Origin of the sequence: Rhodococcus sp. YH3-3 (genome assembly GCF_001653035.1) — a bacterium.
In the GTDB taxonomy this organism is placed as follows: Bacteria; Actinomycetota; Actinomycetes; order Mycobacteriales; family Mycobacteriaceae; genus Rhodococcus_F; species Rhodococcus_F qingshengii.
Genome location: NZ_BCWH01000001.1, coordinates 2156378 through 2173798, shown reverse-complemented (window position 1 = coordinate 2173798; position 17421 = coordinate 2156378). Strand labels below are relative to the sequence as shown.

The window sequence follows — 17421 nt, the reverse complement described above, 5'->3', positions numbered from 1 at the left end:
GACGCGCTCCCCCTGCGTGGACCGGGAAAGCTCGACCGCGCCGCCCTGGTGGCTCGGTTCAGCTAGCAGCCGCAGCCCGATTGTTCAGCCGCAGGCCTGATCAGCGCCGCGGCTGCACAATCAGCGCGCGGCTCCGCGGAGGCAAGCCCGCTCGAACCTTTCGCGGACACGTTCGAAGTCGCGAAGATCCGCCCATACCCACCGGAACACCTCGAACCCCGCGTCCCGGATCGCGTCCTCCCGCAGTTTCTCGCGCTCTACCGCCCTCCCCGGATTGTCGCCGCGATACTTGACCATCCCGTCGAACTCGCCCACCACACCGTGCTCTTTCCAGAAGAAATCGACTCTCCCGATGAACCGGCCACCGTGACGGATCTCGTGCTGCAGGGTCGGCATCGGCCAACCGTCGTCGCGCATGCGTACCCGGCTGATGGACTCCCCCGGACTCTCGGCACCTGGTTCGATGAACGTCGCCGCCACTCGAGCGCGACTCATTCCCAGCCGTCCGCGCGCATGATCGAGCGAAGCGTCGACGTTCTCACGCCTCATCCCACGTCGCAGGGCGCAATCACCGATCACCACGGCGGTCTCGAACGGCGTCGTCCGTGCGAGGTCGACGAACGTTCGCGCAAGCGACGTGGTTGCGACGCCGTCGATCAGCACGACCTCCTCGGCCGGGACCACTGCCGGATGAAGATGCAAGGTTTGACTCTTCCGCCCACCCGAGCACCGGTTACGCGTCATGTGCACGGTGTCCAATCGCAATCCGCCGCAATCCAATCCGTGCATGACCGCTGCCGAAGCGTGGCTCACGATTGCGCCTGGTCCACAGCTTTCGGTGGCTACCATGACAGCGCAGCGGTGGCGTGCTCTCGCATCGAGTTCGCGGAAGTGATCGGCGCGCATGTAGATCCCCGCTGCGATTCGGTGCAGCTCGCCGCGCCTGACCGCTCGCTGCAACTGCGCGTCGCTGGTGCCGTCCCGGTGAGCCTGTGCCCGCGTAAGAATCTCCATGCAGCGAGCGTGATGCCGCCGCGCCCGCACACCGACAAGCAAGATCCGTCTGGGGATTGTTTGCCGGTTGTGGAGCACCGACCTCGCGCGCTGTGCAAGTAACCGCAAGTTCCACGCAAGGTCCATGCAAGATCGGTCTGCCAAGCTTCATCCCATGAACCACACAGCTTCGCCTCTTGCCATCGAGGCCGACGGACTCGTCAAGAAGTTCGGCGAGCACCGCGCGGTCGACGGCGTCAGCCTCACCGTCCCCACCGGCTCGGTGTTCGGCGTCCTCGGGCCGAACGGCGCCGGCAAGACCACCACCGTCCGCATGCTCGCCACTCTCCTTCGCCCCGACGGCGGTGAGGCGCGCATCTTCGGCCACGACGTCAGCCGTGAACCCACCGCGGTCCGATCCCTGATCGGCGTCACCGGTCAGTACGCCTCCGTCGACGAGGATCTGACGGCGACCGAGAACCTCGTGATCTTCTCGCGGCTGCTCGGCCTGAGCCGCCGCGATGCGCGCACCAAGTCCCTCGAACTCCTCGAGGAGTTCGATCTGGTCGAGGCCGCGACCAAACCGCTGAAGAACTTCTCCGGTGGCATGCGTCGACGCCTGGATCTGGCGGCAAGCCTGATCGCGCGCCCGCCGCTGCTGTTTCTCGATGAGCCCACCACCGGCCTCGATCCGCGCACCCGCGCCCAGATGTGGGTGACCATCCGGCGACTCGTCGCCGAGGGTTCGACGGTGTTGCTCACCACGCAGTACCTCGACGAAGCCGATCAACTGGCCGATCGCATCGCGGTGATCGACCGCGGCCGCGTGATCGCCAACGGCACCGCCGACGAACTCAAGGCTTCGGTCGGGATCTCCTCCCTCCAGCTCAAGTTGGTCGATCGTGATCGCACCGAGGAGGCTCGCTCGCTCATCGCCGCTGCGCTGAGCGTCGAGGTGGGTGTCACTCCCGAGGTCGGGCGGATCACCGCACCACTGAGCGACCCGTCGATCACGGCGGACCTGTTGATCCGTCTGCGTGAGCAAGGTATCGCCGTCGACGAGATCAACGTACAGAAACCCAGCCTGGACGAAGTGTTCCTGACCATCACCGGGCACCAGCCCGAAGACGGTGGACGCAACGACGCCCAGTCCGACAACGACTCCGATCGGAGCGTCGCATGACAACCACCCTCACCAAACCCCGGTCGCCGATAGCCCAGCCGGATGCCGCACCCCGCCGCATCAGCCTGCAGCAGAGCTTCGCGAACACGTTCACGATGGCGTACCGCGGAATTCTCAAGATCAAGCACAACCCCGAGCAACTGTTCGACGTCGTCATCCAGCCGATCATCTTCACGTTGATGTTCACCTACATCTTCGGCGGCGCGATCGCCGGTGACGTGACGGCATATCTGCCGACGATCATCCCCGGCATCCTCGTCCAAACCGTCATCACCGGTTCCATCGTCACGGGCACGCAGCTTCGTGAGGACATGGACAAGGGCGTGTTCGACCGCTTCAAGTCCCTTCCCATCGCTCGTATCGCCCCGCTGTCCGGTGCATTGCTCGCCGACGTCGTGCGCTACGGCATCGCCACGACCATCACGTTCATCGTCGGTTTCGCGATGGGTTACCGCCCCGCAGGCGGCGTGGTCGGCATTCTGTCTGCCGCGATCCTGGTCATGGTGTGCGCCTTCTCCATCAGCTGGATCTTCGCTCTCATGGGCGTGCTGATGAACAAAGCGTCCACGGTGCAGGGTGTTTCGATGCTCGTGCTGTTCCCGCTGACGTTCCTGTCGAATGCGTTCGTCGATCCTGCCACCATGCCGAGTTGGCTTCAGAAGTTCGTGAACGTCAATCCGGTCTCACACCTGGTGACCGCGGTTCGCGAGCTGGCCAACGACGGCCACTTCGGTATCCACGTCGTGTGGTCGCTGGTGGGCGCCGCGGTGATCGTTGCCGTCATGGCACCTTTGACCGTGCGGATGTACATGCGCAAGACATAAGTCCCGCACCATCGTCCAGACCTAGTCCAGCACCGGTCCGCGAAGCGCAGCCAACACTGCTTCGCGGACCGCTCTGCGTGAGTAACCCGATACCTTCTCGGTTTCCACAGACCACCTGTCGGCTCCGACCAGACCAACCGCGAAGTCGGAGAGGCGCGCGTGATGGAGCGAGACGAAGTCTTGTCTCCCCGGCATTTTCAACGACAAAGCCATCAGTTCGACTCCGCGTTCGATGTTGCCCGTGACAAGATCGAACGACCCGATCGCCGACGCCAACGAACCCGCGAGCGGCAGGTCCGCGTAACCGTTGGGATCGAGCTTGAGCGCACTCGACTCCTTCATCTGCAGAACGCGGCCCGCCACCAGTTCGTGCCGGCCGTGAACTGCGTGAGCGCACACAGCCGCGGCACCGAGCAGAACGACGAAGGGATCACCGAAGATGTTCTCGATCGCAGAACCCAACAGCTCCAGCGCTTCTCGATACCGAGCCAAGCCCTCGTCGATACGGCCGTCCGCGAGATCCGCCTCGGCGATACTCGCTATGAGCGCCGCGCGCCGTTGATCGGTTTCGATGGCCCCGGTCCCACCCGAATGCGCCAATGCCGGACGTGCACGATCGAGAAGCACCCGACCACCAGCGGTGTCACCGGCCGCGATCATTGCTCCGGCTTGAAAGCAGATGAGCTGCATCGCCTCGTCACGCGCACCGAGGCGTTCCATCGACGCCGCCGCGATCGCGTAGAACTCGATGGCCTCGCCATAGCGGGCGGATTGGCTGTGAACCGACCCGACATGTTGGGCCGCCATCGCCAGACCCCACTCGTCACCGATGCTGGTGGCGTAGTCGAACAGAGTCTCCCCGTCCAGCAACGCACCGCGCAGATCTCCGATGTTCTCCCGCATGTTCGAACGCGCGGACAGCGCCGCCATTCGGGTCTCGGGATCGGAACTGCGAACGCCTTCGGCCACCAACCGCGCAAGTTTGTGGTTGGCGATCCCACTCGTGGTCAGCTTGATCAGAAATGCGAACAACGGACCGAGATCATCGCGCTCACGCAACAGCTTTCGAAGTCGGATCCGCGCACGGGCATGGTTTCGATCGGCCTCTCCGAAGAAGAGATGCATCGCCACCAGGATGAACGTAGCGCCCACCAGTTCTGCATTCACGTCGCGCAGATCGTTGTCCGCGGTCGCCCCGACGATCTTCGACGCCCAGTTCGAGATTTCCGAGTTCGATCCTCGTACGGCCCACAGAATCGCAAGGACGGGGAAGACGTTGGCTACGGTCACCGCGTCGCCGCGTTCCACGGCCCAGCGAAGTACAGCCAGAAGGTTGTCGTGCTCGGCGTCGAGGTCGGCAATCAGACGGAGCTGATCCGTCCGTGCACGCACGACGGCATCCTCGGCGATCGCAATCGCCCAGTCGTCGAGGCGCCGAATCACTTCCGGTCCCTCCCCGGACGCGGCGAGTTGCTCCTCGCCGTATTCACGGACAGTCTCGAGCATGTAGTACCGAAGATCTCCCTGCCCGTCGCTGACGGAAAGAAGTGACTGATTCACCAGCGCTTCGACGGCACTTGCCACATCGGTCAACTCGCCCCACCCGGCAACGGCCTGCGCCGAAGAAAGGGTGAAGCCGGCCGGGAATCGGCACAATCGACGCAACGCAATCTGATCCCCGCTGCCCAACAGATTCCAGCTCCAGTCGATCACCGCGTGCAGGGTGCGATGCCGATCCGGAGACGTCGGATCATCGGAGCGCAACAACGCGAACCTGTCTCGCAGTCTCGAACCGATTTCGTCGACGCTCATGGTGCGGACCCGCGCGGCAGCGAGCTCGATCGCCAGCGGGAGTCCGTCGAGCGTCGTACACAGCTTGACTACCGCGTCGACGTCCAGATGAACAGACGGCCGCACCGCACGGGCTCTCGCCGAGAAGAGTTCGACTGCCGAGCCGCTTCCGTCGTCGATCGCCAACGGCGGCAACGGGTACACCGCCTCGGCACTGATCATGAGCGGAGAACGACTGGTGGTCAGAACCGTCAGCTGACGACCGGCCGCGATCATCTCGGCCACGATCTCCGAACACGCGCCGATCACGTGCTCACAATTGTCGAGGATGAGCAACATCGGACCGGCGGACAGCGCCTCTTTGAGTCGCTCTCTCGCCGAATGCGTTCGGCCGACGGTCAATTTGCCTGGCGCCAGATCGGATTCGCTGATTCCGAGGGTGCCTCCGATGGCCGCGATGACATCTTCGCTGCTGCGCAACGACGCCAACTCCACGAGGACCACCGAGACGCCCGGCTGGTTCACGGATCCGCGCAGGCCCAATTCGTGTGCGAGACGGGTCTTTCCGGCGCCACCAGGTCCGAGAATGGTGACGACGCGCGAGCGGGCGAGCAAGGATTCGATCTGGTCGATGTCGTTGTCGCGACCGAGCAAGGTGTTGGGGGCAGCGCGCAGACCGATCGCACGCGCGGCCCGCGGTGTAGCCGCAGGTGCCCCGAGAAGTTCCGCATTGAGAGTCACCAGTGCGGGTGACGGATCAGCGCCCAGGCGATTGGCGAGGTGGTTGCGGAACTCCGCGAACACTTCGAGTGCCTCGTTGACTCGGCCTGCTCCGGCGAGCGCACGCATCAACGCCTCGGCCGCTGTGTCGTCGAATGGGCTCGCCAGATGGCGTCCGCGCACCAGGGGAATGGCTGCCGCGTACTCCCCCAATGTGAGCAACGCGTCGATCTGCGCCGTCTCCAGTTCGTCGTACACCCGGCCTGCGTCGAGCGCCAGACGATCTGCAACGTCGCCGACGACGTCACTCCCGGGGGTACCGCGCCACAGGCGCAATGACGCGGTCGTGACGGCGAGCGCTTCGGACGCGTCGGCGCCGACGGTGCGCAGACCACGGGCGGCGTCCGCTGCTCTGGCCAGGTCGACACGCTCCCGAGCGAGAGTGAGCCGGTATCCGGCCGCCGTGACTTCGAGGGCCCCGTCCGGGAGTGCAGATCGCAGGCGCGAGACCTGAGTGTGGAGGGCGTTCATCGGTGAGCGCGGCGGCTCCAGCCCCCAGACGTCGTCGATCAGGCTCTGCGCGGTACGTGGCTCACCCGGATTGCGAGCCAGCGCAACCAGCAGAGTTCGAGCTCGCGGACCCGGCAACGGAACCAGACGACCGCCCACTTTGGTCGAAACGGGTCCGAGCAAGGCAATGTCTGCCAGGTCTTCGCCCGACTGCGCGTACCTGGCGCGCTCACTCACGTCTCGAGTCATGTGCTGATCCACCGCGTTCGATCGTATTGCACAGTGCAAAGATCGTTGTATGGCAACAGCTGCTCAATGGATCGAAGGCGCGAGGCCGCGCACACTCCCGAACGCGATTGCGCCCGTGCTGGTCGGCACCGGAGCCGCGGCGTCCCTGGACCTCGCAGTGTGGTGGAAGGCGCTCCTGGCACTGATCGTCTCCTTGGCCTTGATCGTCGGGGTGAATTTCGCGAACGACTACTCCGACGGAATCCGCGGAACGGACGACGACCGCGTCGGGCCACTGCGCTTGGTCGGATCGAAGTTGGTCAGTCCCGGAGCTGTGAAGGCCGCGGCGATCAGCTGCTTCACCGTTGCCGCGGTAGCCGGGTTCGTTCTGGCGGCGACCACAGCCTGGTGGCTGGTTGCGGTCGGCGTGTTCTGCATCATCGGTGCCTGGTTCTACACCGGCGGCAAGAAGCCTTACGGATACAGCGGGTTCGGCGAGATCGCCGTGTTCATCTTCTTCGGACTGATTGCAGTGCTGGGAACTCAGTTCGTACAGGCCGAGCGGGTGGATCTGGCCGGGCTGGCCGGCGCGATCGCCATCGGCTCGTTCTCGAGCGCGGTGCTCGTTGCCAACAATCTTCGAGACATCCCGACCGACACCGAGTCCGGAAAGATCACTCTCGCAGTCCGGCTCGGCGACGCCAGGACACGCACGCTGCACGTGATCCTGCTGGCCGTCCCGTTCGTCGCGACCCTGCTGCTGATCCTGCGTACTCCGTGGGCATTGCTCGGATTGCTGGCGTTGCCACTGGCAATCCGAGCCAACGCCCCACTGCGTTCGGGCGGGCAGGGTATGGCCCTGATCCCCGCGTTGCGCGACACCGGACTCGCCATGCTCGTCTGGGGTGCCGCGACCGCAGTTGCGCTCAGTCTCGCCTGAAAGTCGACGGACTCAACGGTTGTCCGGGACGAACGCGCTGAGCAGGAAGTTCACGATCGAGATGATCAGCGCGCCCCAGACTGCCGTCCAGAAGCCGTCGACCGTCAAGCCGTAGGACGTTCCGGACGAGATCCACGCCGTCAGCATCAGCATGAGGGCGTTGATCACGAGCGTGAACAATCCGAGAGTCAGGATGAGCAGCGGTAGCGAGAGAAGCTGCACTACCGGCTTGATGAACGCGTTGACCACCGTGAAGATCAAAGCGATCACCGCGATCACGAGAACCGTGCCCCAGGTGCCGTTGTCGTGGTTGGCGATCGTGATGCCGGTGACCCACGCCGACGCCAGCCAGATGGCTATGCCGTTGATGATGAGACGTGCCAGAAATGTCATGTCTGAATGCTGGCACATCCCGCCCCGTGCATGCGGAGCCGTGCCGAATCTAGGCGGCGCGATTCATCTTCGCTTCCAAGCGCTCACGGATCACCGACATCGTGACCTGCGTTTCGAGGGCCTGACGGGTAGGCCCGTCGGCGACACGCAGGATGCCGAGCAGGATGTGTTCGGCACCGATTCGATTGTCCTTGTGCGCGAGCGCTTCACGGAGCGAGAGTTCCAACACCTTCTTGGAGTCCTTCTCGAATCGTGAACGAGGGAACCCGAATCGGCTCTTGCGAGAAGTGTCGACGCCGTCCGGCACAGGAGTCTCGTCCAGCACACCTTCGCCGAAGGACTGCTCGAGACTCTCCCGAACCGCATCGAGATCGATGCCGATCGACTTGAGTATCTCGGCGTCGTCGTCGAAATTGTTGGAGCTACCTTCGTTCGATCCGGCGCCGGCGTGGCGGATCACGTCGAGCGTGACACCAGACTCGGTGAGCACCTCGGTGGCGATGCCCCGATCAGAGGTGATCAGCGCGGTCAGAAGTTCCATCGGCGTGACAGGACCGGAGCCGGCGACAGCATCGACAACGACGCCTCGAGCCTGTGCGGAGAACCTTTCGAACATGGCAATTACCTGCCCTTCTCGCGCAGTGAACGCAGCATCGATTCCGACTGCGCGGACGCGTATTTCTTGTGGACGGCTTGACGGCTGACCTCGAGAGCTTCCGCGATCGCCTGCCAGGACCATCCGTGACGGCGCGCATTGGCGACCTGAATGGCCTCGAGTTTTTCGAGAAGACGACGCAGCGCTCGAACAGCACGCAATCCCTCGGTGGGATCCGGGCTACCGGCGGCAGCAGCGAGAGAGGTTGCTTCGGTCATGTTGTCAATTTAGGTTGACAACCGGAATTTGTCAACCAAAATTGACAGGCGCGCCTAGTACCCGGCGACGGCCCCGTCCACTGCCACCTGCAAGTCGGCCTGCACAGTTCGGGCGATATCCATCGGCTTGTCCGGAAGTTCGGTCACCGGCATTCCGACAAAGACACTCGCAGCCTTGACGTCGCCGGCCACTGGACCGTAATTGATGCCGATCGACACCAGGGCCGGTGAGCATCCCAACTTCTCGGCGCGCGCGACGATGTGGCCGATTCCGCTGTTGACGTGCTGCAGCCGCGTCGGATCTTCGGTGTTGCACGTCCCTTCCGGGAAAATCGCCAGACAGTCCCCGTTGCCCAGCCGCTCGGCCGCGACGTCCATCATCACTCGGCCGGCATCCGAAACTGCACGGAGGCCGTAGTTCTTGCTGCGAAAAACCGGGATGCTGCCCATCATGTCGACCTTCTTGCGCTGTGAAGGATCAACGAAGAGTTCGTCTTTGGCGAGGACCCGGGTCCGTCCGATCACTCGACGCAACGGAGTACGCCACGCGGTCGCGGCGAGCGTGAACTGGTCGCTCTCGGTCAGATGATTGACTGCCACGACCAACTGCGTCTTACGTTCCAGGAGAGTCTTCAGCGCAGCTTCCGCACCCGGCGCGTACCTCACTCGCGGGCGGTACTTCAGCGCCAATGCGGCATAAGCGAACTTCGCCACGAATCGGTTCTGCTGATGACTGCGGTAGTACTCGTACACAGCCTCGTAATTGTCGAGTGAAACTTCAGGATTGCCCATGATCCGCCCTCGCTGGAGAAGTGCCCCTTGACCAAACGATACACAACCTACGGTTGCGTAGGTTTGCGTTACAGAAGGCGTAGCGCTGGGAGAAACTCCACTCTCGAGGTAAAACGGTTTCTGTGATCCGCTCGGCCATATCCACCGACCTACCCGCACTGCAACAGATCGAGATCGCCGCCGGCGAACCGTTCCGAGACATCGGGATGGACGCCATCGCAGACGATCCACCGCCGACGCTCGACGAGTTGAACGATTTTCTCGCAGCCGAGCACATCTGGGTTCAGACCGACGCGAACGACGTGCCCGTTGCGTACGCACTCGTCGAGATCGTGGACGGCGGCGCGCATATCGAGCAGGTCTCCGTTCACCCCGATCATGCCCGGAAAGGCCTCGGAGCACAGCTGATCGACGCCGTCACCGAATGGGCGGCGGACCATCACCACGATCTCGTGACTCTGACGACGTTTGTCGACGTTCCGTGGAACGCGCCGTACTACGAGCGCCTCGGGTTCGTGCGCCTGGCCGAGAACACGCTCTCCCCCGGCCTGATACGCATCAGAACGGACGAGCAGTCGTCCGGGTTGGACGCCTGGCCGCGCGTGACGATGAGCCGCCCGTCACACGGTCCGGCGCCGGCGATTCAGGAACTGGCCGTCCACGCACCCGAACGGACGAACTCGTCCAGCACTGTCGTCGGGCCGAGCAGGTCGATCCCTTCCGAAGCCACCCATTCGTCGTTGTAATAGGTGCCCGAGTAACGCTCTCCGCCGTCGCACAGGAGGGTGACGACGCTGCCGCTGCGCCCGGCCGCCATCATTTCGGCAATCAACGCAAAAGCTCCCCACAGGTTCGTCCCCGTCGAGCCGCCCACTTTGCGCCCCAGGGCTGTGCTGGCGTGCCGTGCGGCCGCGATCGAGCCTGCGTCCGGCACCTTGATCATTCGGTCGACCACCTGACCGACAAACGACGGTTCGACGCGCGGACGGCCGATGCCCTCGATCCGGGAACCTCGAGTACCGACGATCGACGGATCGCTCGCTCGCCACGCGTCGAAAAACACGGAGTGCTCCGGGTCCACCACGCACAGCCCCGTGTCGAATTTCCGGTAACGAAGAAAGCGGCCGATCGTGGCACCGGTTCCGCCCGTCCCGGCTCCGACGACCACCCAGTCGGGAATCGGATGTTCCTCGTGTTCGAGCTGAGTGAAGATCGATTCGGCGATGTTGTTGTTTCCGCGCCAATCCGTCGCGCGCTCGGCGTGGGTGAACTGGTCCATGTAGTGACCGTTCAACTCACTCGCGAGCCGATGCGATTCCGAGTAGATCGACGACGGATCGCTCACGAAATGACAACGTCCCCCCTGCGCCTCGATCAACGCGATCTTGGCGGGACTCGTGCTCGCGGGCATCACCGCGACAAAATCCAGGCCCAGCAACTTCGCGAAATACGCCTCGCTGACAGCCGTCGATCCGGACGACGCTTCGATGACAGTGGTCTCTTCGGTAACCCAGCCGTTGCAGATCGCGTAGAGGAAAAGCGACCGTGCGAGTCGATGCTTGAGACTCCCCGTGATGTGGGTCGACTCGTCCTTCAGATAAAGCTGGACGGTCCAGTTACTCGGCAGCGGATAGCGCAGCAGGTGAGTGTCCGCGCTGCGTTGCGCGTCGGCTTCGATCAACCGCACCGCGTTGTCGACCCACTGGCGTGAGGTCCGACGGTCGACGTCGAGCGACCCCGTGGTCACCGCCCGTCTCCGCGCAGCTTGGAGCGAAGATCGTCACGATCGGACCGACGCTGGGCGTCGACCGCCGCAATGCCCGCATTAACACGCTTGCGCAGTTTCGCGAAGAGCAGCAACGACAGCGGCAGCGCGATCAGAACTGCGAACAGCGCCGCGACGATCAAGGGAACGTCCGTGCCGGCGAGCTTTCCGCCACCGATGATGACGGCACCGATCACGACGACAAGCAGCAGCCGAGCGACCGAGTACAGCACCACGTCGCGGGCTAGTTGACCCTTGGTCACCGGCCCGGAAGCCGACTTTGCTTGCCCAGAGTTTGCGGAAGGTTTACTGGCCTTGACCGGCTCAGAAGGAACATTTTCGGGGTTTTCAGACAACTGACTCACCCTCTCAGGTTACCCATTCCGAATACGGGTGGGACCGAGCCCGCTATATCCATTTTGTCCTTTACTTAAACATTACTTTTTCTTGAAAGATCGACTACCCGGCTATATCTGTGCAAACATTGCGCTACCACTCAGAAAACGGTCGAATGTGAGCGAAGGACTTCGAAACAAACTCGACGCAGGTTTTTGGCAACTGGTCGACACACCGGTTCGGAACCAAAGTTCGGAATCACTGCTCGGTTCGGAATCACTGTTCGTCAAACGTTCGACATCAACATGGAGGACCTCACAATGAGCGCACCAACCTTCAATACCGCCGCAGACGCACTCATGACGCCCGGACAGGTAGCGGCATTGTTTCATGTCGATCCCAAGACCGTGACCCGCTGGGCACACGCAGGACGACTGGGCTCGCTTCGCACGCCAGGAGGACATCGTCGATTCCGTGAGACCGAGGTCATGCAGCTTCTGCGCTCGCTGACCACCGAAGCAGACAACAACTGAGCAAACTCGGCTCACTTCGAAGCACTTTGCAGTACCCGACAGATCTTGCAGTACCCGACAGATACAGCACTAGCGCACTGAGCCGAAACGCTTGTCCGCACCACTTCTGGTGAAGCGGGGCGGAGACTGAGTAGGCTCGACTTCAGATCCCTGAGGAGGTGCGCCGTGTTGTATCTGTTGGCGTTGGTGGGTTTGGTGACATTGATCGTTCTGATGTGGAAGGCATTCGGGCCCGATCCGTCGACGCGCACCCCGGTGAGCGGTGTACGCGGGCCGGATGACGATCCCGAATTCCTGTGGAATGTGAACCAGCAAACACGACGCAAGCGCACGGAAGGTCCGGACGTACCGCCGACTGACGCGTCGACGTAGCGTCCGGGCTCGCCCGGCTATCCGATTACCGCCCCGTCAACGCGAACGGGGAGGCCGGAAAGTCCTGCGCAACCACCGCAGCCAACTCCAGCACCGCTTCCCGAGTACCTGGACGCAGCCGGTCCAGATCGATTTCGGCGCCCTCTTCCAAATGCGGATCGAACGGAATCAGTTTCACCGCTCGACAGCGCTGCTCGAAGTGCTCGACGACCCGCGGCAGATCAACCTTGCCCGAGCGAGGCCGTACCGCGTTGATGACAGCTACGGACGTGGCGACCAGCCTGCTGTAACCGTGAGCGTCGAGCCAATCAAGTGTTGCGGAGGCGCTACGTGCACCGTCGACGGAACCGGAACTGACGACGATCAACGAATCTGCACCTTCGAGAATGGCCTGCATCGCCGAGTGCATCAATCCGGTGCCGCAGTCGGTCAGAACTATGCTGTAGAACTTCTCGAGCATGTCGACCGTGCGCGTGTAGTCCCCACCGCTGAAGGCCTCTGAAACTGCTGGATCGCTGTCGGAGGCAAGCACTTCGAGCCGGTGTCGATTTTGCGATGTGTAGCCACGGACGTCGCTGTACTTCTCGATGCTGTTCTCGTCGCGCAGCAGGTTTCGCACTGTTGCCGGAGTTTCGAGCGGGATCTTCTGGCTCAGCGTTCCCCGGTCGGGGTTTGCATCGACAGCGACGACGCGATCGCCGCGGATCGAGCCGAACATCGACCCCAGTGTCGCTGTGGTCGTGGTCTTTCCGACGCCGCCTTTGAGACTGAGCACCGCAACCTTGTAGCAGCCCTGCAGCGGCTGGTTGATCTGGCGCGTCAACTCGACGAGGTGCTGCTCTTTTGCACCGTTTCCGAGGTTCACCGATCGGCCGGACAACGTGTACAGCGCCTTGCGCCAGCCACCCACCGGGGCAGGCCGGACAGGCCGCTTGACGAGGAGCGCAGCCGAGAGATCTTGCGCAGTCATCGGGAGAGCGGACTCGAAGCGACTGTCCGGAGCCGAGATGAGTCCGGTCTGCGGCATCGGAGCGCGAGTAGGTGGCGCCGTCGGCGGGGCCATCGGCACGGCCTGACCATTCTGGAGGGCGTGGCCGTTCTGCACCGGCGCAGCGCCGGGATGACCGAACTGCCGAATCGCGGGATTGGGCGGATGGACGCCGGGCGAAAAAGGTACCTGCGGTTGCTGGAGCGGTCTCGCGGATGAATGCGCCGTCGGGCCGGGCTGCGAATTCTGAACAGGATGCAGGTTCTGAACAGGCTGCGAGTTCCGAACAGGCTGCGAATTCTGAACAGGCTGCGGAACGCCAGTTCGTGAATCAGGAAGCGACCCTCCACGATTCGTAGGTTCGTAGGTCTGCATCGGCATCGCAGGCGAGGTCGAGAACTGGCCGTTGATCGGGCCTGGCTGCGCTGCCGGATACTGGATGACCGGAGTCTTGGGACCTGGTACCGGAGCCGCTGGGGTCGTCGTCGGCGGCTCGCGCCGCGTCGGCTCGGCAGGGCGCACCGGCTCCCACAATCCTGCTCCGGCGTCTTCAATCTTGTCGGCCATCTCGCCGCTCCCCCTCGTCGATCCCACAGCTACCAGACAGCTAGTAATTCGCCAAGCTGCATCGTAACTGTTGCCCGCCCCTGACGTACCTACCGGTAATACCTACAGACCGGTCGGCAGCCACCCACGGTACCTCGAGAGGATCAGGTGAGTCCCGCGTAGGAGTGCAAGCCGGAGACGACCATGTTGATGATGAAGAGATTGAACAGCATCGCAACAAAACCGGCGATGTTGATCCAGGCGGCCTTCGTCTCCCGCCACCCGGACGTTGCCCTCGCATGCAGGTAGGCCGCGTAGATCACCCAGGCGATGAAGGACATCGTCTCCTTCGGATCCCAACCCCAGAAGCGTCCCCACGCAGCTTCCGCCCAGATGGCACCGAGGATGACGCCGGCGCCGAACAGCGGAAACGCGATGATCGTGCTCTTGTACGCCAAGCGGTCGAGAGTCTGGGCATCCGGCAGTCGCTCTGCGATCCGGCCACCGATACTCGTGCCTTCGTCACCGGGCGGGAACTTCAGTCGCAGCAGGAACAGAAGGCTCGCGATACCGCCGATCATGAAGATTCCGGAACCGACGCTGACGATCGTCACGTGAATCGGAAGCCAGTACGAGCGCAGCGCCGGAACCACGGGAGCCGCGTCGGCGTAAAGGACCGTGCCGGCGAGGAACATCAAGATCAGAACCGGCACCAGCAAGAAGACCCACATCGGACGGTACGCCGGCTTGATCAACAGGACGTGCCCGACCAGCAACGACGCCGCACACGCCATCGCCACGAATTCGTACATGTTGCCGAGCGGGAATCGTTCCGTCGCAAATCCGCGGAGCACGATCGACGCGATGATCAGCACCGTTCCGACGACCAGGACAGCTCGGCCCATTCCGCCGAATCGTTCCGAGAGCGACTTGCTCGGAGTCTCCGCGACCCTGCCAGGCACGGATGCGTCGACACCGCCGGCGGAGACCAGTTCCTTGTCCTGAACCGCCTTTGCTCTGGCCGACGCGTACTGCACGATGAGCAGCACAAACGCCAGCACGAGCACGGTGAAGGCGGACTTGAAGGCCCAGTCGCTGTACTGCGCGAGTGTCTCGTTCGTTGTCATCGGGCGTTCTCCTGCGCGTGCGGTTGGTTCACCGCGGTGGTCGGATTGCTTTTCAGCAAGCGGTCGGCGAGGCGGTCGAACTCGTCGCCCCAGCCTGCGTGGTCGGTGCGGGCAAGCCCACCAAGTTCTACTACAGTACGTCGTTCGTCATCTGGATAGATACGTGCCCAGACGCGGCGACGCTTGATCACGAGCGAGACGAGTAGGCCCGCCATCATGGTCAACGCCGAAACCAACACCCACACCTGAGCGGGATCGTGGGAGACCTGCAGGTTCACGAAGTCGACGGCACCATCGAATCGCACCTGGGTTCCGTCGGCAAGCGTCGCGCTCTCCCCCGGAAACAGATTGACTCGATCCTGCTTGACCAGTCGGCCCTGATTGATCAGTTCGGTGTTGAGTTCGAACAGCGATTGCGGGTTACCGGTATCGAGTCCGGTGTCGCCCTTGTAGATGTCGATGGCGACTGCCGGATCGTTCATCGCCGGGTAACTCGACGACAGCAGGTTGCCGTGGAACAGCGCGGTGGGCGCGAACAATCCTTCGATGGCAATCTGATTCTTCCGACGCTCGTCCGCATCGGGATACATGCCGCCCGGCGGGTCGAAGCGCATCGCGCCACTGCTCAGGAACGTCGTGGCGTCGTCCGGACGCCACTGGAGCGTCTCGGTGCGGGTCTCACCGTTCGGGAACGTGACGGTGAATGTCGGCGCATATCCGTGTCCCTGCAGGTACACACGATCGCCGGCGATCCGCAGTGGGTGGTTCACCTGGATGGTCGTGTCCCGCCAGGTATCGGACTCGAGGTCGTCGCCTGCCTGGTACGAGATGTCCGAGGTGAACATCTCGGCCTGACCGGTCTCGAGGTAGTCGGCCTGGAAATTCTTCACACGTACACACAGCGGGGTCATGCCGGTGCCGTCGAGGCTCAGACCGGCGACGAAGGAGTCGAACACTGCCGGCGAGGTCGTGCAGAACCCGGGGCCGTCGTTGGCGATGACGATGCGATTGCCCTCGTAGCCGAACAACTTGCCCGCGGCGATCGCGATCAACAATCCGACCAGCGAGAGGTGGAACACGAGGTTGCCGAACTCGCGGAGGTATCCCTTCTCCGCCGAGATGGTGATCTCGCCTTCGCGTCGTGATTTCGAATCGCCGCGACGCGTTTCGACGCGCCACCCGCGCAGTTCTTTCGACACCCGGGCAGCAAGTTCGTCGGGAGTCTCGCCGTCCACAACGCTCGTGGTGTGGTGCGGCAGGCGAGCAAGATTGCGCGGCGCATTCACCGGACGGGTGCGCAGCGCCTTCGCGTGCTCCACGCAACGCGGCAGGATGCAGCCGACCAGCGAGATGAAGAGCAATGCGTAGATCGCGGTGAACCAGAAACTGCTGAACACGTCGAACAATTCGAGGCGGTCCATCCACGGACCGAGCGTCGGACGCGCGGCGATGTAGTCGGTGACCTTGCCCTCGTTGAGGGTTCGCTGTGGCAGCAGGGCGCCGGGGATCGCAGCGAGCGCGAGGAGGAACAGCAGTACCAGCGCGGTCCGCATCGAGGTGAGCCCGCGCCAGGTGTTGCGCCCGAGTGCAACGACTCGACCGATCACCGACTGCTTCGGCAGCACGGGTTTCGGGTGGTCGTTATTGTCGTCAGCTGTCATATCGGCAGCGTCACCTCCGAGATAAATGCGTCGCGAACCCAGCCGACGAACTGGTCCCACGCGCCGGTGACGAGGGCGATTCCCACTGCCACCAACATGATTCCGCCGAAAATTTGAATGGTGCGTGCATTACGACGCAACCAGCCGACGCCGGTCAGCGCGCGCGCGGATCCCAGCGCCAAGATGATGAACGGCAGGCCGAGTCCGATGCAGTACGCGACGATCAACGTGACACCACGCGCGGCCGTCATCCCGTCGGTTCCCGCCGCTACGGACATCACGCCTGCCAATGTCGGACCGAGGCACGGCGTCCAGCCCAGAGCGAACACTCCCCCGAGCAGCGGCGCACCCACCAGTGACGACACGCGACGCGGTTCGAAACGAACGTCCTTCTGCAGCGCCGGAATCAGCCCGATGAAGACGAGACCCATTGCGATGGTGACGACACCGCCCACTCGCATCAGGACCTCGCGGTTGACGAGCAGCGTGGAGATCACGCCGAATACCGACGCGGTCGCGAGGACGAACACAACGGTGAAGCCCGCGACGAACAGTCCGGCCGCACCGGCCACCCTCAGTCGACTGCTCCGGGTGATCGTCCGCGTCTTCGCTTCTTCGGCGGTGATCGCGGGAGCGTCGGCACCGACGACGCCGGCCAGGTAGGACAGGTAGCCGGGAACGAGCGGCACGACGCACGGTGAAGCGAACGACACCAGACCGGCGAGCACACAGGCGCCGAGGGCGAGCAGAAGCGGACCGGACGACGCCGCGTTCTGAAACGCTTCGCCCACACCGGCACTCAGTGTGTCGCTGCCGGCCAGCAGCGTAGTGGTCGTGGTTGTCATC

At 63.3% G+C, this 17421-nt stretch carries 18 protein-coding genes; 6 read left to right on the top strand and 12 right to left on the bottom strand.

Features of this window, described 5'->3' with window-relative positions; all coding sequences use genetic code 11:
* Positions 1-120: 120 nt before the first annotated feature.
* Positions 121-1014, bottom strand: a complete 894-nt coding sequence (locus tag YH3_RS10210; protein WP_050768582.1) for a type IV toxin-antitoxin system AbiEi family antitoxin domain-containing protein — start codon at positions 1012-1014, stop codon at positions 121-123.
* 154 nt (positions 1015-1168) lie between these two features.
* Between YH3_RS10210 and YH3_RS10205 the strand changes: the two genes are divergently transcribed.
* Positions 1169-2176 (top strand): daunorubicin resistance protein DrrA family ABC transporter ATP-binding protein, encoded by a 1008-nt coding sequence (locus YH3_RS10205; RefSeq protein ID WP_003941960.1) that lies wholly within the window; start codon positions 1169-1171, stop codon positions 2174-2176.
* Positions 2173-3000 carry an ABC transporter permease gene (locus YH3_RS10200; protein WP_003941848.1) on the top strand — a complete coding sequence of 276 codons (828 nt, stop codon included), beginning with the start codon at positions 2173-2175 and terminating at the stop codon, positions 2998-3000. Before YH3_RS10205 ends, YH3_RS10200 begins: the two co-directional genes overlap by 4 nt.
* A gap of 21 nt (positions 3001-3021) precedes the next feature.
* Here the strand turns inward: YH3_RS10200 and YH3_RS10195 are convergent, their stop codons facing one another.
* A complete protein-coding gene (locus tag YH3_RS10195; protein ID WP_042453055.1) occupies positions 3022-6270 on the bottom strand; it encodes a BTAD domain-containing putative transcriptional regulator in 3249 nt (1082 codons plus the stop codon).
* Positions 6271-6319: 49 nt separating this feature from the next.
* On the opposite strand from YH3_RS10195, the gene YH3_RS10190 reads away from it, so the two are divergent.
* On the top strand, positions 6320-7189 hold the full coding sequence (locus tag YH3_RS10190) for a 1,4-dihydroxy-2-naphthoate polyprenyltransferase (protein WP_007728497.1): 870 nt from the start codon (positions 6320-6322) through the stop codon (positions 7187-7189).
* 12 nt (positions 7190-7201) lie between these two features.
* On the opposite strand, the gene YH3_RS10185 is transcribed toward YH3_RS10190, so the two are convergent.
* The 4 genes from YH3_RS10185 to YH3_RS10170 are packed head-to-tail and all read right to left on the bottom strand — an operon-like array spanning position 7202 to position 9247.
* A complete protein-coding gene (locus tag YH3_RS10185) occupies positions 7202-7582 on the bottom strand; it encodes a phage holin family protein (RefSeq protein WP_003941998.1) in 381 nt (126 codons plus the stop codon).
* A 49-nt stretch (positions 7583-7631) separates the two neighbouring features.
* Positions 7632-8198 carry a Clp protease N-terminal domain-containing protein gene (locus YH3_RS10180; RefSeq protein WP_042453051.1) on the bottom strand — a complete coding sequence of 189 codons (567 nt, stop codon included), beginning with the start codon at positions 8196-8198 and terminating at the stop codon, positions 7632-7634.
* Between the two features lie 5 nt (positions 8199-8203).
* A complete protein-coding gene (locus YH3_RS10175; RefSeq protein ID WP_003941869.1) occupies positions 8204-8455 on the bottom strand; it encodes an HTH domain-containing protein in 252 nt (83 codons plus the stop codon).
* 54 nt (positions 8456-8509) lie between these two features.
* On the bottom strand, positions 8510-9247 hold the full coding sequence (locus YH3_RS10170; protein WP_042453048.1) for a 1-acyl-sn-glycerol-3-phosphate acyltransferase: 738 nt from the start codon (positions 9245-9247) through the stop codon (positions 8510-8512).
* 122 nt (positions 9248-9369) lie between these two features.
* Here YH3_RS10170 and YH3_RS34920 point away from each other — a divergent pair, with 122 nt between their 5' ends.
* Positions 9370-9993, top strand: a complete 624-nt coding sequence (locus YH3_RS34920) for a GNAT family N-acetyltransferase (protein ID WP_054187825.1) — start codon at positions 9370-9372, stop codon at positions 9991-9993.
* Here the strand turns inward: YH3_RS34920 and YH3_RS10160 are convergent.
* Both YH3_RS10160 and YH3_RS10155 read right to left on the bottom strand, forming a co-directional pair.
* Positions 9891-10994: a PLP-dependent cysteine synthase family protein gene (locus YH3_RS10160; protein WP_042453042.1), complete on the bottom strand. Its 1104-nt coding sequence runs from the start codon at positions 10992-10994 to the stop codon at positions 9891-9893. The genes YH3_RS34920 and YH3_RS10160 overlap by 103 nt on opposite strands.
* Positions 10991-11377, bottom strand: coding sequence for a DUF4229 domain-containing protein (locus YH3_RS10155; protein WP_030535490.1), 387 nt, complete (start codon positions 11375-11377; stop codon positions 10991-10993). Before YH3_RS10155 ends, YH3_RS10160 begins: the two co-directional genes overlap by 4 nt.
* A gap of 291 nt (positions 11378-11668) precedes the next feature.
* Here YH3_RS10155 and YH3_RS10150 point away from each other — a divergent pair, with 291 nt between their 5' ends.
* Positions 11669-11881 (top strand): BldC family transcriptional regulator, encoded by a 213-nt coding sequence (locus YH3_RS10150; RefSeq protein ID WP_003942029.1) that lies wholly within the window; start codon positions 11669-11671, stop codon positions 11879-11881.
* Positions 11882-12046: 165 nt separating this feature from the next.
* A complete protein-coding gene (locus YH3_RS10145; protein WP_003941996.1) occupies positions 12047-12253 on the top strand; it encodes a hypothetical protein in 207 nt (68 codons plus the stop codon).
* Positions 12254-12278: 25 nt separating this feature from the next.
* Here the strand turns inward: YH3_RS10145 and YH3_RS10140 are convergent, their stop codons facing one another.
* The 4 genes from YH3_RS10140 to YH3_RS10125 all read right to left on the bottom strand — a co-directional run bounded on the left by YH3_RS10140 (position 12279) and on the right by YH3_RS10125 (position 17420).
* Positions 12279-13808: a MinD/ParA family protein gene (locus tag YH3_RS10140; RefSeq protein WP_154100287.1), complete on the bottom strand. Its 1530-nt coding sequence runs from the start codon at positions 13806-13808 to the stop codon at positions 12279-12281.
* 143 nt (positions 13809-13951) lie between these two features.
* Entirely contained in the window at positions 13952-14914 is a 963-nt protein-coding gene (gene ccsB / locus YH3_RS10135; protein WP_003941951.1) for a c-type cytochrome biogenesis protein CcsB, read from the bottom strand.
* Positions 14911-16575: a cytochrome c biogenesis protein ResB gene (locus YH3_RS10130; RefSeq protein WP_042453041.1), complete on the bottom strand. Its 1665-nt coding sequence runs from the start codon at positions 16573-16575 to the stop codon at positions 14911-14913. Before YH3_RS10130 ends, ccsB begins: the two co-directional genes overlap by 4 nt.
* Positions 16572-17420: a cytochrome c biogenesis CcdA family protein gene (locus tag YH3_RS10125; RefSeq protein ID WP_007735278.1), complete on the bottom strand. Its 849-nt coding sequence runs from the start codon at positions 17418-17420 to the stop codon at positions 16572-16574. The genes YH3_RS10130 and YH3_RS10125 overlap by 4 nt, the downstream gene beginning before the upstream one ends.
* Position 17421: the final 1 nt, after the last annotated feature.

Bases quoted from the DNA above. Each gene is read 5' to 3' on its own strand.
- YH3_RS10170 (WP_042453048.1), bottom strand. From the start codon at position 9,247: ATGGGCAATCCTGAAGTTTCACTCGACAATTACGAGGCTGTGTACGAG.
- YH3_RS10125 (WP_007735278.1), bottom strand. From the start codon at position 17,420: ATGACAACCACGACCACTACGCTGCTGGCCGGCAGCGACACACTGAGT.
- YH3_RS10200 (WP_003941848.1), top strand. From the start codon at position 2,173: ATGACAACCACCCTCACCAAACCCCGGTCGCCGATAGCCCAGCCGGAT.
- YH3_RS10195 (WP_042453055.1), bottom strand. From the start codon at position 6,270: ATGACTCGAGACGTGAGTGAGCGCGCCAGGTACGCGCAGTCGGGCGAA.
- YH3_RS10175 (WP_003941869.1), bottom strand. From the start codon at position 8,455: ATGACCGAAGCAACCTCTCTCGCTGCTGCCGCCGGTAGCCCGGATCCC.
- YH3_RS10130 (WP_042453041.1), bottom strand. From the start codon at position 16,575: ATGACAGCTGACGACAATAACGACCACCCGAAACCCGTGCTGCCGAAG.
- YH3_RS10140 (WP_154100287.1), bottom strand. From the start codon at position 13,808: ATGGCCGACAAGATTGAAGACGCCGGAGCAGGATTGTGGGAGCCGGTG.
- ccsB (WP_003941951.1), bottom strand. From the start codon at position 14,914: ATGACAACGAACGAGACACTCGCGCAGTACAGCGACTGGGCCTTCAAG.
- YH3_RS10180 (WP_042453051.1), bottom strand. From the start codon at position 8,198: ATGTTCGAAAGGTTCTCCGCACAGGCTCGAGGCGTCGTTGTCGATGCT.
- YH3_RS10150 (WP_003942029.1), top strand. From the start codon at position 11,669: ATGAGCGCACCAACCTTCAATACCGCCGCAGACGCACTCATGACGCCC.
- YH3_RS10205 (WP_003941960.1), top strand. From the start codon at position 1,169: ATGAACCACACAGCTTCGCCTCTTGCCATCGAGGCCGACGGACTCGTC.
- YH3_RS10190 (WP_007728497.1), top strand. From the start codon at position 6,320: ATGGCAACAGCTGCTCAATGGATCGAAGGCGCGAGGCCGCGCACACTC.
- YH3_RS10185 (WP_003941998.1), bottom strand. From the start codon at position 7,582: ATGACATTTCTGGCACGTCTCATCATCAACGGCATAGCCATCTGGCTG.
- YH3_RS10210 (WP_050768582.1), bottom strand. From the start codon at position 1,014: ATGGAGATTCTTACGCGGGCACAGGCTCACCGGGACGGCACCAGCGAC.